This window comes from Serratia sp. root2 (genome assembly GCF_031931805.1).
GTDB lineage: Bacteria > Pseudomonadota > Gammaproteobacteria > Enterobacterales > Enterobacteriaceae > Serratia > Serratia inhibens.
Window position 1 is genome coordinate 2,093,726 of sequence record NZ_JAUJXB010000001.1, and the last position, 15,456, is coordinate 2,109,181.

Below are 15,456 nucleotides of genomic sequence, written 5' to 3' on the forward strand. Positions count from 1 at the left end.
AAGGTGACCTTCCCTGAGCATGGTCAAAAAACCCCTTGCAGGTCAAGCAGACTGCATCAAATCTGCCGCTTTACTCCGGCCATCGTTTTGGTTAGCGTGTGGGCCTTGCCGGTCATCCGCGCACCGCCTCCCGAACAAAGGACGTAAGCTTCACCATGTATTCAGGACTGTTGATTATTCTGTTACCGCTGATTGCCGGTTACCTCATCCCCTTGCGCAGCCGAACGTTACTGCAAACCATCAATCGCCTGTTGAGCTGGATGGTTTACGTGATCCTGTTTTTCATGGGCATCAGCCTGGCATTTCTGGAGGATCTGAGCAGCAACCTGTTGCTGATATTCCAGTACGCCGCAGTGTTTTTCCTGTGCATCTTGGCCGCCAGCTTGCTGATGCTGACACTGCTGGAACGCAAAATGCCATGGCGCAACAGCCATAAACAGGAGCGACTGCCTTCTCGCCTGCATATGGCTCTGGAGTCGCTCAAACTGTGCGGCGTGGTGCTCGGTGGTTTCCTCCTCGGTCTGACTCAGTGGCAGTGGCTGCAGTTTGCCGGAAAGGGCAGTGAATACGCGTTGATTTTCCTGCTGCTCCTGGTGGGCATCCAACTGCGCAACAGCGGCATGACGCTGCGTCAAATTGTGATTAACCGGCGCGGCATGATGGTGGCGGTAGTGGTGACGATCAGCGCACTGGCCGGCGGTGCGCTGGCGGCCCAGCTGCTGGGGTTGCCGATCAAAGCCGGGCTGGCGATGGCTTCCGGTTTCGGCTGGTATTCGCTTTCCGGTATTCTGATCACCGACGCCTATGGCCCGGTACTGGGTAGTGCGGCGTTCTTCAACGATCTGGCGCGCGAGTTGGTGGCGATTATGCTGATCCCTACCCTGGTGCGCCGCAGCCGTTCCTCGGCGCTGGGCCTGTGCGGAGCCACCTCGATGGATTTCACCCTGCCGGTGTTGCAACGCAGCGGCGGGCTGGAGATGGTGCCGCCGGCGATCGTGCACGGTTTCCTGCTGAGCCTGTTGGCGCCGGTGCTGATCGCCTTGTTCTCCTGATCTCTTCCGGGGGCTATGCCCCCGGAAAACGTAATAATTCCCATCCGCAGAGTAAAATTGCGCTAAATCAAACTTACCCGCAGTAACCTCACAAAAGCCTTTTTAAGCCCCGGTTGCCGATCTATGCTCATAAACAAGCATTATAAATGCAACTTTAAAAAGGAAGCGATTATGTTCTGTGTGCAATGTGAACAAACCATCCGAACCCCGGCAGGCAACGGCTGCTCGTATGCTCAGGGCATGTGCGGCAAAACGGCGGAAACCTCCGATCTGCAAGATCTGCTGGTAGCGGCGTTGCAGGGACTGTCCGCCTGGGCGCTGCAGGCTCGCTCGCTCGGGATTATCGATCATGATATCGACAGCTTTGCCCCACGCGCCTTCTTCTCTACCCTGACCAACGTTAACTTCGATTCCGAGCGCATCATCGGTTACGCACGGGAAACGCTGCTCCTGCGTGACTCGCTGGCCACGCGCTGCCGGCTGCTGGATGCCGGCGCGCGCGTCGATCATCCGCTGGCCAGTCTGCAACTTGACGGCAACGACATGCCGGCGCTGTTGCAACAGGCGGCACGGTTCGCCCTCGACACCGACAAAGCCGAGGTGGGCGATGACGTTCACGGCCTGCGCATGCTGTGCCTGTACGGCCTTAAAGGCGCGGCGGCCTATATGGAGCACGCCCACGTGCTGGGCCAGTTCGACGAAAAAATCTATGCCGATTACCACGCCTTTATGGCCTGGCTCGGCACCCAGCCGCGCGACGTGGATACTTTGCTGAACAATGCCATGGGCATCGGCAAAATGAACTTCAACGTGATGGCGATCCTCGATCAGGGTGAAACTCAGGCCTATGGCGATCCGATCCCCAGTGCGGTGAATGTACGCCCGGTGACGGGCAAAGCGATTCTGATCTCCGGCCACGACCTGAAAGATCTGCGCATGCTGCTGGAGCAAACCGAGGGCCAGGGGATTAATGTCTATACCCACGGTGAAATGCTGCCGGCGCACGGCTATCCCGAACTGAAAAAATTCAAACATCTGGTAGGCAATTACGGCAGCGGCTGGCAGAACCAGCAAATCGAGTTCGCCAAATTCCCCGGCCCCATCCTGATGACCTCCAACTGCATTATCGATCCTAACGTCGGCAACTACGGCGATCGTATCTGGACGCGCAGCATTGTCGGCTGGCCAGGCGTCAACCACCTGGAAGGGGATGACTTCGCCCGCGTGATCGCCCAGGCGCAAGGTATGAACGGTTTCCCTTATACCGAGATCGAACATATGATCACCGTCGGCTTTGGCCGCCAGACGCTGCTCAATGCCGCCGATACGGTGATCGATCTGGTGGCGCAGAAGAAACTGCGCCACGTGTTCCTGGTCGGCGGTTGTGACGGTAGCCGCGATGAGCGCAGCTATTTCACCGACTTCGCCCGCAGCGTGCCGCAAGATTGCCTGATCATGACGCTGGCCTGCGGCAAATACCGCTTCAACAAGCTGGACTTTGGCACGCTGGAAGGCCTGCCACGCCTGCTGGACGTAGGCCAGTGCAACGACGCCTATTCCGCCATCATGCTGGCGGTCAAACTGTCCGAGACGCTTGGCTGCACGGTCAACGAACTGCCTCTCAGCCTGGTGCTGTCGTGGTTTGAACAAAAGGCGATCGTCATCCTGCTGACGCTGCTGTCGCTGGGGGTAAAAAACATCGTCACCGGCCCGACCGCACCAGGCTTCCTGACCGACAACCTGATGGCGATCCTCTACGACAAATTCGGCATGCGTCCAATCACCACCGTTGAACAAGATCTGCAAGCCCTGCTCGGCTAATGCCGTTGTTTTTCGGGGCCGCGCCTATGCCGGCCCCTTTGCCTTTGAGGTGCTCTATGACCCAACCCAGCCCCCTTTGCCCCAACCGCATGCAGGTGCACTCGATCCGGCAGGAAACTGCCGATGTCTGGACGCTGGACCTGATCTGCGACGTTTTTTACCCTTATCAGGCCGGCCAGTTTGCGCTGGTCAGCATCCGCAATACCGAAGAAACGCTGCGCGCCTATACGCTCTCTTCCTCGCCCGGCCAAAGCCGCTTTCTCAGCATCAGCGTGCGCTGCCTGCCGGACGGCGCGGGTTCGCGCTGGCTGACGCAGGAGGTCAAACCCGGCAACACCCTGTGGCTGTCCGATGCGCAGGGAGAATTCAGTTGCGAACGCCACCCGGCCGATCGTTACCTGATGCTGGCGGCCGGCTGTGGCGTAACGCCAATTATCTCAATGTGCCGCTGGCTGGTCGTCAACCGTCCGGCCTGCGATATTGCCGTCATCTTTAACGTACGTACCCCCGCCGATACGATTTTTGCCGAACAATGGCGCGAGTTGTGCGCTGCGCATCCGCAACTGCGGCTGACGCTGATGGCCGAACAGCATGCGCAACCGGGTTACCTCAGCGGGCGGATAACGTTAGAGACGTTGCGCCAGGCCGTGCCGGATATTGCCGAACGTACGGTGATGACCTGTGGCCCCGCGCCCTACATGACACAGGCGGAACAGTTTTGCCACCAGCTTGGCGTGCCGACAGCCCGCTTCCACAAAGAACAGTTCCATACGCCTACGGAAACGGACGCCGGACAAGGTGAAGGATTAACGCTGCGCGTCGCCCGGCCGCTGCGCGAGTTCCGCGTACCGGTCGGCAGCACGCTGCTGGCAGCGATGGAAGCCCACGCGCTGCCGGTTAACGCCGCCTGCCGTGCCGGGGTCTGCGGCTCGTGCAAAACCCGCATCCTCGACGGTAACTACACCACCACCAGCAGCATGACGCTCACCCCGGCCGAGATCGCCCAAGGGTATGTGCTGGCTTGCAGTTGCCAATTGCAGGGCGACGTCACCCTCGCCTGACGCCCATGGCCCCATCTCGTCGATGGGGCATTTATCGGCAAGCACGCTTTAAAGTCCCCTTCTACACTTTCCCCTGTTCCGTGCGTGTTATTACATTCATCTGATGCTGAAAAAGCCTTAATGATTCATGCCCACTGGATTTCAAGTTGCAGCCAACAACGCCGTGGCTTGAAAGATACAGGGGCCTTTACAACGCTTGGGGGAATTATGAAGCAAACCGTAGCCACACTGGTCGCCAAAACGCTTGAGCAGGCCGGCGTGAAACGCATTTGGGGCGTCACCGGCGATTCGCTCAACGGCCTTAGCGACAGCCTGCACCGCATGGGAACCATCGAATGGCTGGGCACACGCCACGAAGAGGTGGCCGCGTTTGCCGCCGGCGCAGAAGCCCAGCTCACCGGCCAGTTGGCGGTTTGCGCCGGCTCCTGCGGCCCGGGTAACCTGCACCTGATCAACGGCCTGTTCGACTGCCACCGCAACCACGTGCCGGTATTGGCGATTGCCGCGCATATTCCCTCCAGCGAAATCGGCAGCGGTTATTTCCAGGAAACCCACCCGCAAGAGCTGTTTCGTGAATGCAGCCACTACTGTGAACTGGTCTCCAATCCGGAACAACTGCCGCGGGTGCTGGAAATCGCCATGCGTAAGGCGATCCTCAATCGCGGCGTGTCGGTGATAGTGCTGCCGGGCGACGTAGCGCTGCGCATGGCGCCGGAAGACGCCAGCATGGTATGGCACACCCCGGCGCTGCCGCTGGTTCAACCGCCGGTGAGCGAACTGAACAAACTGGCAACCATACTGAATCAGGCGAAGAACATCACACTGATGTGCGGCAGCGGCTGCGCCGGTTCGCATGACGAAGTCGTCAGGCTGGCCGAGCTGTTGCAAGCGCCGGTGGTGCATGCGCTGCGCGGTAAAGAGCATATCGAATGGGACAACCCGTACAGCGTCGGCATGACCGGCTTGATCGGCTTTTCGTCCGGCTATCACGCGATGATGAACGCCGATACCCTGGTGCTGCTCGGCACCCAGTTCCCGTACCGCGCCTTCTACCCCACCAACGCCAACATCATTCAGATCGACATCGACCCCGGCAGCATCGGCGCGCATTGCCCGGTCAACATGGCACTGGTCGGCGATATCCACACTACTCTCACCGCCCTGCTGCCGCAGTTGAAGCCGAAGAGCGACCGAGCGTTTCTTGACAAGGCGCTGGAGCACTACCGCACTGCACGCAAGGATCTCGACGGGCTGGCGTCCGCCAATGACGATCAGCCGATCCACCCGCAGTATCTGGCGCAGCAGATCAGCCAATACGCCAACGACGACGCCATTTTCACCTGCGACGTCGGCACACCGACGGTGTGGGCTGCACGTTACCTGAAAATGAACGGCAAACGCCGCTTGCTGGGCTCGTTCAACCACGGTTCGATGGCCAATGCCATGCCGCAGGCAATAGGCGCACAGGCCACCGAGCCGGGCAAGCAGGTGATCGCCCTGTGCGGCGACGGCGGTTTTACCATGCTGATGGGGGATTTTCTGTCGCTGACGCAGTTGAAATTGCCGGTCAAGATTGTGATCTTCAATAACAGCGTACTGGGTTTTGTGGCCATGGAAATGAAGGCCGGCGGCTATCTGACCGACGGCACCGATCTGCACAACCCGGATTTTGCGGCGATTGCCAACGCCGCCGGCATCAAGGGCATTCGCGTCGAGAAGGCTTCTGATCTGGACGCTGCACTGCAGGAAATGCTGGCTCACCCTGGCCCGGCGCTGCTGGACGTGGTAACCGCCAAACAGGAACTGGCGATGCCGCCGCAGATCAAATTCGAACAGGCCAAAGGCTTCAGCCTGTATATGCTGCGCGCCATTATCAATGGCCGCGGCGACGAAGTGGTCGAACTGGCGAAAACCAACTGGTTGCGTTAATAATCGTATCCTCTTTCCCATCACTATAACTATCCCCAATAGATTTCAAGTTGCAGCTAACAACGCTGCGGCTTGAAAGATGAAGGGGATAAGGAATTGTATGCTTATCGATTTACGCAGTGACACCGTGACCCGCCCCTGCAGCGCCATGCGCCAAGCCATGGCGCAGGCCGAAGTGGGCGATGACGTCTATGGCGATGATCCCACGGTAAACGCGCTGGAGGCGGAAGCGGTTCGTCTGTCCGGCAAGGAAGCGGCGCTGTTTCTGCCCAGCGGCACCCAGGCCAACCTGGTGGCGCTGTTGAGCCACTGTCAGCGCGGCGACGAATATATTGTCGGCCAGCAGGCGCATAACTATAAATACGAGGCCGGCGGCGCGGCGGTGCTCGGCAGTATCCAGCCACAGCCGATTGAGGCGAATCCGGACGGCACCCTGCCGCTGGACAAAGTAGCGGCGGCAATCAAACCCGATGACATTCACTTCGCCAGAACCCGTCTGCTGAGCCTGGAAAACACCATCAGCGGCCGCGTGCTGCCGCAGAAATACCTGCAACAGGCCTGGCAGTTCACCCGCGAGCATCAGTTGGCGCTGCACATCGACGGCGCGCGCATCTTCAATGCCGCCGTCGCGCTTAGCCTGCCGCTGAAAGAGATTGTGCAGTACTGCGACACCTTCACTATTTGTCTGTCGAAAGGGCTGGGCGCGCCGGTAGGTTCACTGCTGTGCGGCAATGAAGATTTTATTCGGCGCGCCCTGCGTTGGCGTAAAATGACCGGCGGCGGCCTGCGCCAGGCCGGTATTCTGGCGGCAGCAGGTTTGTATGCGCTGGAACATAACGTCGAACGGCTGCGCGATGATCACGACAACGCCAAATGGCTGGAGCAGCAATTGCAGGGGATAGGCGTGGAGATTGCCGAACCGGGCGCGCAAACCAACGTACTGTATCTGCGCCAATCGCCAGAGTTGGCGGCTAAACTGGGGCCGTGGATGCGGGAGCGTGGCGTGCTGATCAGCAGCGGGCCGCTGACGCGCATTCTGACCCATCTCGACGTCAGCCGTCAGGATCTGCAGCAAGTCGTCGATTTATGGCAGGAGTTCCTCCGGCAGCATGCCTGAATCCTGCCCCGAACGGGGTGCCACTGCGCCCCGCCTTCAGATAATCCAGCGGCCGTAAACCCAGTACCAGATCCCCAGCGTCGCCACCAGGTTCAGCACCACGCTGAGGATAAACCAGGTTTTGAACGGCTGTTTCTGGGTTTTATGACGAAACAGCTGCTGTGCGACTATCGCCCCGATCCAGCCCCCCACCAGCCCAAACACCAGCAACGTGCTTTCCGGCACCCGTTGCCAGTCCTTGCGTGCAGCAAACTTATCCGCGCCGTACACCAGCAACGTCAGCAGGTTGGCCAACAGCCACCACATTCCCAGCGGATGCAGGAAAAACAGACTGGCGATCAGGGCCAGACCCAGCAGGGCATAACAAACAGCATTCAGTTTCATATCATCCGTCTTATCGCAGGCAAACGGCGCGTAGTGTGACTCCGCCTCTTGGCAGATGCAACTCCCTCATAACCACACAAAAAGTGCATTTAAACGCCGAATTTGGCATTCTGTCACCGACTTTCACTGCATAAGGCAGCGCTGATGCCCCCCCAACGCATATTGGTTCTTGGAGCCAGCGGCTACATTGGCCAGAACCTGATCCCTCACCTGATCGAACAGGGACATACCATTACCGCCGCCGCACGCCGTTTGGAATGGCTGCAGGAACAGAACTGGCCGCAGGTCGACTGCCACTATGTCGACGTTTACCGCCCGGAAACCCTGACTGCCGCGCTGTGGGATATAGATGCCGTTTATTATCTGATCCACGGCATGGGCGACGGTGATGACTTTATGGAAAAAGAGCGCCGGGCGGCGGAAAACCTGCGTGACGCACTGCGCAGTTCTGCCGTCAAACAGGTCATTTTTCTGGGTGCCTTGCAACCGGCAGGCGACAGTTCGCCGCATCTGGTGGCGCGCAAGCTGACCGGGGAAATCCTGCGTCAAAGCGGTATCCCGGTCACCGAATTGCGCGCCGGCATTATCGTCGGCCCCGGTTCGGCGGCGTTCGAAGTGATGCGCGACATGGTCTACAACCTGCCGGTGCTGACGCCGCCGCGCTGGGTTCGCTCTAAATCTTCGCCGGTGGCGCTGGAAAATCTGCTGGTGTATCTGGCCGATCTGCTGGCGCATCCGGCGGAAGAAAACCGCATTTTTGACATCGCCGGCCCGGAATACATCAGCTACCAGACCATGTTTGAGCGTTTCATCCGCATCAGCGGCAAGAAGCGATGGCTGATCCCGATCCCCCTGCCCACGCGCTTTATTTCAGTGTGGTTCGTCAGCCTGATCACGTCGGTGCCCACCCCCATCGCCGGCGCGCTGATTCAGGGCCTCAATCACGACTTGCCCGCCGACGGCAAACCGCTGCAGGCGCTGATCCCGCAAACATTGCAGACATTCGATGAGGCGGTACGCGAAACCCTGCGCCGCGAGAAGGAGGTGGTCGACTCTGCCGACTGGGGCTACGATCCGGAGGCGCGAGCACGCTGGCGGCCGGGTTACGGTTTCTATCCCAAGCAGGCGGGCTGCACGCTGGAAACCCAGGCGTCCAGCCAGGCGTTGTGGCACATAGTGCAGCAACTGGGCGGTAAAGAGGGGTATTTCTATGCCAATCTCCTGTGGCAGATCCGCGCCCGCATGGACGATATGATCGGTAATCGGGTGGTGTATGGCCGCCCAGAACGCGATACGCTGGCGGTGGGCGATCTGGTCGACGGCTGGAAGGTGATTACCCTCAAGCCACAACGTCAACTGGCGCTCTTGTTCGGCATGAAAGCGCCTGGCCTGGGCCGTTTAACCTTCACTATCAAAGATCACGGCGACCGCCGCAGCCTCGATGTGCGCGCCTGGTGGCATCCCGCCGGTTTCAGCGGGTTGCTGTACTGGTTCGCCATGATGCCCGCTCACCTGTTCATTTTTCGCGGCATGGCGCAACGTATTGCAAAGCTGGCCGAAGAACACGAACGCAATCGGCCGTAACTCGCGGCACAGCCTGATGCTCATTTGTCGATCAACCGCACAGTTTGCTGCTGTGGTTAAGCCCTTTCCGATTGCATAGCGCACGAAATCACGAAAGAATGGCATCTTATTTGCTGGGGTGCCGCTGACGGCCTTCAGCATTCTGATTTTTGGTGAGAATAGAGCTCGTTATGAAGGTATTGGTCACCGGTGCAACCAGTGGGTTAGGCCGTAACGCCGTTGAATATCTCCGCCGCCAGGGCATAAAAGTACGCGCCACCGGCCGTAATCAGGCCATGGGCAGTTTGCTGGAAAAAATGGGCGCGGAATTCATTCATGCCGATCTCACCAACCTGATCTCGTCGCAGGCCAAAGCGATGCTGGCCGAGGTGGACGTGCTGTGGCACTGCTCCAGTTTTACCTCCCCCTGGGGCACCGAAGAAGCATTTGAGCTGGCCAATGTGCGCGCCACCCGTCGCCTGGGCGAATGGGCGGCGGCCTATGGCGTTTCGCAGTTTATCCATATCTCTTCACCGGCGATTTACTTCGATTACCATCACCACCGCAACATTACCGAAGATTTCCGGCCGGCGCGCTATGCCAACGAATTTGCGCGCAGCAAGGCCGCCGGCGAGCAGGTGATCCAGCAACTGGCGCTGTCCAACCCGCAGACCCACTTCACCATCCTGCGTCCTCAGGGGCTGTTTGGCCCTCACGACAAAGTGATGTTGCCGCGCCTGCTGCAGATGATTAAGCATTATGGCAACCTGCTGCTGCCGCGCGGCGGTGAAGCGCTGGTGGATATGACCTATCTGGAAAATGCGGTACACGCCATGTGGCTGGCGACCCAGAAGGAGGATACGCCGTCCGGGCGCGCCTACAACATCACCAACCAACAAGCGCGCCCGTTGCGCAGTGTAGTGCAACAGTTGATCGACGAACTGGGCATGAAATGCCGGATACGCTCGGTGCCCTACCCGATGCTGGATATGATGGCGCGCGGCATGGAGAAGCTCGGCAGTAAAAGCGAGAAAGAGCCGGTGCTCACCCATTATGGCGTCGCCAAGCTCAATTTTGATCTGACGCTGGATACCACCCGTGCGCAGCAGGAACTGAATTATCAGCCCATTGTTTCGCTGGATGAAGGTATTACCCGCACCGCTCGCTGGCTGAAAGAACACGGCAAGCTGTACGGCCTGTAATCAACGCGCCGCCCCGTACTTCTGCAGCAACGCATCGACAATCGCCTCGCTTTCAGCATCCGGCTCACCGCGAAAATCGCTGGGTCGGAAGTGCATCTGGAACGCCGCCAGCACGTTTCGCTGCTGCCGCGCATCCCATAGCGCATCGATGCCATAACCGTAGCGCGCCAGTTTTTCCAGCAGTGGCGCCAACGGCACCGTCGCATGGCGGTCACGCCCCGCCAACCGCCTTTGCACCTCCGCTGCGTCCGGCCAGGCGCCAATCCCCGCCTCCGCCAGTTGTTGCCAGGGAAAGAGCGGGCCGGGATCCTGCTTACGTTGCGGCGCAATATCGCTGTGCCCCACCACGTCGGTCGGCTGAATGCCGTAGCGCTGAATGATATCCCGGCTTAGCGGGATCAACAGCGCGATTTGCTCTGGCGTATACGGCTGCCAGCGGGTAAACAACATGCGGCGGCTGAACCCGCGATTGACGATCTCAATGCCTATCGAAGTGTCATTCAGGCTGGTACGACCGCGCCAATAGCTGGCCCCGGCATGCCACGCGCGCAACGCTTCCGGCACCAGTTGAAAGGCAACCGGTTTGCCCTGCTCACGCAGCGGATGCGCCGGCAGCAGGTAATGTGCGCTGACATGTTCATCCGTCAGAGTTTTTAACGAAGAATGGAAATCTTCTGCGGTGTAGTGCATCACCAGAAAACGGATGCGCTGGTCGGCGCCTTGCGCCTGATGCAGAGTTTCAAGCTGGTAGCCGCCGCGATCGACGGTAGTCCCGTGCGGTACAGTTTGGCAGCCGGCAAGCAGCGTGGCGGCAATGATCCCTGGCCAAATTTTCACCTCTCCCTCCCTTGGGTCAGATCCCCAAATTTGTAACTCAGGTTGATTAACTTGTATCCAATAATCAAGTTAATCAATAAATGATGACAGACCCGCCAGATGTGCAAGCGAGTATTGCTCAGCACTGGCAGCCCGCCCGACAGGTGTTAGCCTCATCATATTACCTGTGCCGAAATAAGCGAATAAACCATGCGCAAATCAAACTGTTTAACCGGGTTGATCTGTCTCGCTCTGCTGCCGCTCAGCGGTTGCGATCAGAAAAGTGTCGCCGGCATAATGGGCGTCACCCCGCCCACCGCTACACCGGCCTATACGCCGCTAAGCGCCGATCAACTTTATCAGTTGGTCAGCCCGGTAGCCCTGTTTCCCGACAAACTGCTGGCCCAGGTGTTGGCCGGTGCAGGTTATCCCGATCAAATCAACGCCGCCGATAATTGGCTGGCGCAGAACCGCAGCCTGCAACCGACGGCGCTCACCACGGCCGCAGACGCCCAACCCTGGGATCCCAGCGTTCGCAGCCTGGTGCAATTCCCTGACGTGCTGGACCAGATGGCGAAAAACCTCCCCTGGACCAGTGCGTTGGGCAATGCTTATGTCAATGATCCCACCGACGTAATGAACGCTATCCAGGTGATGCGCCAACGCGCGGCGAGTAAAGGCACGCTGAAGAGCTCGCCCCAGCAGCGGGTGGTGCTTGCACCGGCTACGCACACTCTCCGGCAGCCTTATCAGCAAACCGTGATCGCCGCGCCCGATCGCGTGATTGTGATTGAACCCAGCCAGCCGGATGTAGTTTATGTGCCGCGTTACGATCCCTGGGTGGCCTACGGCGAAGCCGTGCCGATTTACCCCGGTTACCGCTATCAACCGGTCCCCGGCTACAGCGGCGGGGATATGCTGGCGGCCGGCGTTATCAGCTTTGGCGTCGGCATCGCGGTCGGTGCCTTGATCAATCAGCACAACAACGGCTGGCATAACTGGGATGTGCACTGGGGAGACCGACGTCAACCGGTGATTTACAACAATGCGCCTTATATATCGCACTCCACTACGGTGATTAACCGCGTCACCAATATCAATCAGTACAATAATGTAAACCGCACCAATACCCTGAATAACTACAATACGCGGGTGAATCAGGCGCCGCATTTCGCTCCGACCATGCCAACGGCAGAGCACCCGGCGCCGAATGTTGCCACCATGGCAAAACCGCACTTTGCCCCCCAGCAGGCAGGCAATGCTCATCCACCGGTAAGTATGCCGGCTTTCACTCATTCAGCGCCTCCGGCCCCCCGCCCGGCAACGCAGCCCACCACCGTCCATCAGCCGATGAACACGCCAAACTTTAACCATTCTGCCCTTGCGGTAATGCCGCAACATCCGCATACGGAATCCCCGACGCTTCAGCGAGCGGATAATCGGGCAGCGCATCAGTCTGCGCCATCGGCAGCGGCTCCTCATCCGACCTACGCGCCTTCACCGGCAGTCAGGCCGATGAGTCATGCCATTGCGCCACCGGTGATGAATCGACCGACGCCGATGCAACAGCATCAACCCCAGTTGCGTCAACCGCAGGAGCAACACCCAATACCCGCGGCAAAACCGCAGGAACATCGCCCGCTGAAGCCTGAAGAACACAAGGTGGGATAAATAGACTGCGCCCCGACGGCTGCCGGGGCGTTTCATAAAGAGGGGGATTAGCGGCTTACTTTCACTGCGGTGCCGCTGACCGTCACCATCAGCATGCTGCTGTCTTTACCCACGGTTTCATAGTCGATATCAATGCCGACCACCGCGTTGGCGCCCAGCTCTTTCGCCTGTTCTTCCAGCTCCTGAAATGCTATCAAGCGAGCTTTACGCAGTTCTTTCTCGTAAGCGCCGGAGCGGCCACCGACGATATCGCGCACGCCGGCGAAGAAATCGCGAAAAATATTGGCACCGAGGATCGCCTCGCCGGTAACAACGCCGCAGTATTCGGTAATGGTGAACCCTTCCAGGGTCGGGGTGGTTGAAAGCTGCATCAGAATTCCTTGTTTGATTAATTCATCACTTTTCTATGACCATCGTTTTAGCGCTATGTTCTGTTAGGGAATGGCACTCAGTACGAATGCAAGGCCCGAAAACGCATTTATACTGTAGGCTATCGGTCTTCATGGTAGAGACTTTCACATAAGGTAATCAGATGAAAACAAAAACGATTGCGGCTGTTTTTCCCTTAGCGCTGTTATTGAGTGCCTGTACCACCGTCGAGCCGGCATTCAAGGATATCGGCACCCGTACCGGCGGTTGTGTGGAAGGCGGCCCGGATACGGTCGCACAGAAATTTTACGATCTGCGCTTGCAACAAGGCCCCGCGGCCTCCCTGCCGGACAGCAACCGTCTGGCACAATTACAGCCTTACCTGAGTAAAGTGCTGTACCAGGATCTGGTCGCAGCCAATCAAAATCCGGGCAAGCATCAGGTAACCGGCGATCTGTTCTCCGGCAATGCCCAGGGAGCGACCAGCGCCTCCGTTGCCAGCGCGTCTACCATTCCTAACACCGATGCGAAAAATATCCCGCTGCGCGTTCAGTTGAGCCATCAAAAAGACGGCGGCAGCGCGGTCAACTGGCAAGATGAAGTGCTGATGGTGCGTGAAGGCACCTGTTGGGTAGTGGACGATATCCGCTATCTGAACGTACCGCCACACGCCGCCAGCGGCACGTTGCGCCAGGTCCTGGAAAACCAGTAAGCCCCCTGCCACCGGCGCGCCTTTGGCGCCGGTGGCCACATGCCTTGATTGCGCTCAACCTTTGTTCAATTTAAGAAATTTCGCTACATACCTCACAGCATGCACCACAAATCCCCCCTTCGGACTTGAGTCGCGGTATCTTATGCTATTCTTTCACTATCCTGCCGCGCAGTAATAAATTTTAACGCACAAAGATTGCATAAGTATTCTGTGGAAGTTAACATTCGCGGCATCAATGTCTATTCAATTCTGGCGCATGAGTATTCAACTTAACGGTATCAACTGCTATTACGGCGCGCATCAGGCGCTGTTTGACATCACGCTGGAATGCCCAGCAGGGGAAACCTTAGTGCTGCTTGGTCCAAGCGGCGCCGGGAAAAGCTCATTGCTGCGGGTATTGAATCTGCTGGAAATGCCCCGTTCAGGGCAATTGCAGATCGCCGGCAATCAATTCGATTTCAAACAGGCTCCGGGCGAAAAAGCCATTCGCGAACTGCGTCAGAACGTTGGCATGGTGTTCCAGCAATACAACCTCTGGCCACACCTCACCGTGGTGCAAAACCTGATCGAGGCACCGTGCCGCGTGTTGGGTCTGACCAAGGCGCAGGCGATGGAGCGCGCGGACAAACTGCTGAAGCGTTTGCGCCTGACCGACTTTGCCGATCGTTTCCCGCTGCACCTGTCCGGCGGTCAGCAACAGCGCGTGGCGATCGCCCGTGCGTTGATGATGGAACCACAGGTGCTGCTGTTCGATGAACCGACCGCCGCGCTGGATCCTGAAATTACCGCCCAGATCGTCAGCATCATTCGCGAATTGGCCGGCACCGGGATCACCCAGGTGATTGTGACCCACGAAGTGGAAGTGGCGCGCAAGACCGCCAGCCGCGTGGTGTACATGGAAAACGGTCGCGTGGTGGAACAGGGCGATGCCGGCCATTTTGCGCAGCCGCAGACCACCGAGTTTGCCAATTACTTATCACACTAATAATTTTACTTGCTGTAATTTGGGGAGTTTGCGATGAAAAAACTAATAATCGCCGCCGTTCTGGCCGGCATCAGCGTTTCCGCCTCTGCAACCGAAACGATCCGTTTCGCTACCGAAGCCTCATATCCTCCATTTGAATTTATTGACGCCGGCAACAAGATCCAGGGCTTTGACGTCGATCTGGCCAACGCGCTGTGTAAAGAGATCCAGGCCGAATGCACCTTCACCAATCAGGCCTTCGACAGCCTGATCCCGAGCCTGAAGTTCAAGCGCTTCGACGCGGTCATGGCCGGCATGGACATCACGCCTGAGCGTGAAAAACAGGTGTTGTTCACCAAGCCGTATTACGATAACTCCGCCCTGTTTGTCGCCCAGAAAGGCAAAGTGGCTGACGTTGCGGCGCTGAAAGGCAAAAAAGTGGGCGTGCAGAATGGCACCACCCATCAAAAATACCTGACAGACAAACACCCGGAAATCACGACCGTACCTTATGACAGCTATCAGAATGCCATTCTGGATCTGAAAAATGGCCGCGTCGATGCGGTATTCGGCGACACTGCGGTGGTCAACGAGTGGCTGAAACAGAACGCGGCGCTGGCGGCGGTGGGCGATAAAGTGACGGACAAAGATTACTTCGGCACCGGTCTGGGCATTGCCGTGCGTCAGAAAAACACCGAGTTGCAGGGCAAGTTCAATGCGGCTCTGGACAAAATCAAGCAGGATGGGACTTACGAAACCATCTACAAAAAATGGTTCCAGCAGTAATCAACCCCG

14 protein-coding genes are annotated in these 15,456 nt (G+C 58.3%); 11 read left to right on the plus strand and 3 right to left on the minus strand.

The annotated features are described in order from the left end of the window. Positions 1-155 precede the first annotated feature (155 nt). The 5 genes from QZQ97_RS09595 (at position 156) to ltaE (ending at position 6,980) form a co-directional block, all read left to right on the plus strand. A complete protein-coding gene (locus QZQ97_RS09595; protein ID WP_311993237.1) occupies positions 156-1,052 on the plus strand; it encodes a lysine exporter LysO family protein in 897 nt (298 codons plus the stop codon). A 171-nt stretch (positions 1,053-1,223) separates the two neighbouring features. Then, complete coding sequence (gene hcp, locus QZQ97_RS09600; protein WP_311993238.1) at positions 1,224-2,873, plus strand: hydroxylamine reductase; 1,650 nt, start codon at positions 1,224-1,226, stop codon at positions 2,871-2,873. Positions 2,874-2,929: 56 nt separating this feature from the next. Beyond that, complete coding sequence (gene hcr, locus QZQ97_RS09605; RefSeq protein WP_311993239.1) at positions 2,930-3,934, plus strand: NADH oxidoreductase; 1,005 nt, start codon at positions 2,930-2,932, stop codon at positions 3,932-3,934. A gap of 207 nt (positions 3,935-4,141) precedes the next feature. Beyond that, on the plus strand, positions 4,142-5,863 hold the full coding sequence (poxB, locus tag QZQ97_RS09610) for a ubiquinone-dependent pyruvate dehydrogenase (RefSeq protein ID WP_311993240.1): 1,722 nt from the start codon (positions 4,142-4,144) through the stop codon (positions 5,861-5,863). A 100-nt stretch (positions 5,864-5,963) separates the two neighbouring features. Continuing rightward, positions 5,964-6,980, plus strand: coding sequence for a low-specificity L-threonine aldolase (gene ltaE / locus QZQ97_RS09615; protein ID WP_311993241.1), 1,017 nt, complete (start codon positions 5,964-5,966; stop codon positions 6,978-6,980). Positions 6,981-7,016: 36 nt separating this feature from the next. On the opposite strand, the gene QZQ97_RS09620 is transcribed toward ltaE, so the two are convergent. Continuing rightward, a complete protein-coding gene (locus tag QZQ97_RS09620; RefSeq protein ID WP_311993242.1) occupies positions 7,017-7,364 on the minus strand; it encodes a DUF1294 domain-containing protein in 348 nt (115 codons plus the stop codon). Positions 7,365-7,508: 144 nt separating this feature from the next. Between QZQ97_RS09620 and QZQ97_RS09625 the strand changes: the two genes are divergently transcribed. Together QZQ97_RS09625 and QZQ97_RS09630 are read left to right on the plus strand one after the other, a co-directional pair. Further along, positions 7,509-8,948 (plus strand): DUF2867 domain-containing protein, encoded by a 1,440-nt coding sequence (locus QZQ97_RS09625; RefSeq protein WP_311993243.1) that lies wholly within the window; start codon positions 7,509-7,511, stop codon positions 8,946-8,948. A 170-nt stretch (positions 8,949-9,118) separates the two neighbouring features. After that, the gene (locus QZQ97_RS09630; RefSeq protein ID WP_006320882.1) at positions 9,119-10,129 is read left to right on the plus strand and encodes an NAD-dependent epimerase/dehydratase family protein; all 1,011 of its coding nucleotides are present in this window, start codon (positions 9,119-9,121) and stop codon (positions 10,127-10,129) included. Here QZQ97_RS09630 and QZQ97_RS09635 read toward each other — a convergent pair whose 3' ends face one another. After that, on the minus strand, positions 10,130-10,966 hold the full coding sequence (locus QZQ97_RS09635) for an N-acetylmuramoyl-L-alanine amidase (RefSeq protein WP_311993244.1): 837 nt from the start codon (positions 10,964-10,966) through the stop codon (positions 10,130-10,132). It abuts the gene before it with no gap. A gap of 189 nt (positions 10,967-11,155) precedes the next feature. Between QZQ97_RS09635 and QZQ97_RS09640 the strand changes: the two genes are divergently transcribed. Beyond that, entirely contained in the window at positions 11,156-12,616 is a 1,461-nt protein-coding gene (locus tag QZQ97_RS09640) for a DUF3300 domain-containing protein (protein WP_311993245.1), read from the plus strand. Between the two features lie 47 nt (positions 12,617-12,663). Here QZQ97_RS09640 and QZQ97_RS09645 read toward each other — a convergent pair whose 3' ends face one another. Continuing rightward, positions 12,664-12,987 carry a heavy metal-binding domain-containing protein gene (locus tag QZQ97_RS09645; protein ID WP_004942542.1) on the minus strand — a complete coding sequence of 108 codons (324 nt, stop codon included), beginning with the start codon at positions 12,985-12,987 and terminating at the stop codon, positions 12,664-12,666. Positions 12,988-13,148: 161 nt separating this feature from the next. Here QZQ97_RS09645 and QZQ97_RS09650 point away from each other — a divergent pair, with 161 nt between their 5' ends. From QZQ97_RS09650 to artJ, 3 genes are all read left to right on the plus strand, one after another. Next, a complete protein-coding gene (locus tag QZQ97_RS09650) occupies positions 13,149-13,697 on the plus strand; it encodes a lipoprotein (protein WP_311993246.1) in 549 nt (182 codons plus the stop codon). Positions 13,698-13,953: 256 nt separating this feature from the next. Beyond that, entirely contained in the window at positions 13,954-14,682 is a 729-nt protein-coding gene (gene artP / locus QZQ97_RS09655) for an arginine ABC transporter ATP-binding protein ArtP (protein WP_311993909.1), read from the plus strand. A 33-nt stretch (positions 14,683-14,715) separates the two neighbouring features. Further along, positions 14,716-15,447, plus strand: coding sequence for an arginine ABC transporter substrate-binding protein (gene artJ, locus QZQ97_RS09660; protein WP_311993247.1), 732 nt, complete (start codon positions 14,716-14,718; stop codon positions 15,445-15,447). Positions 15,448-15,456: the final 9 nt, after the last annotated feature.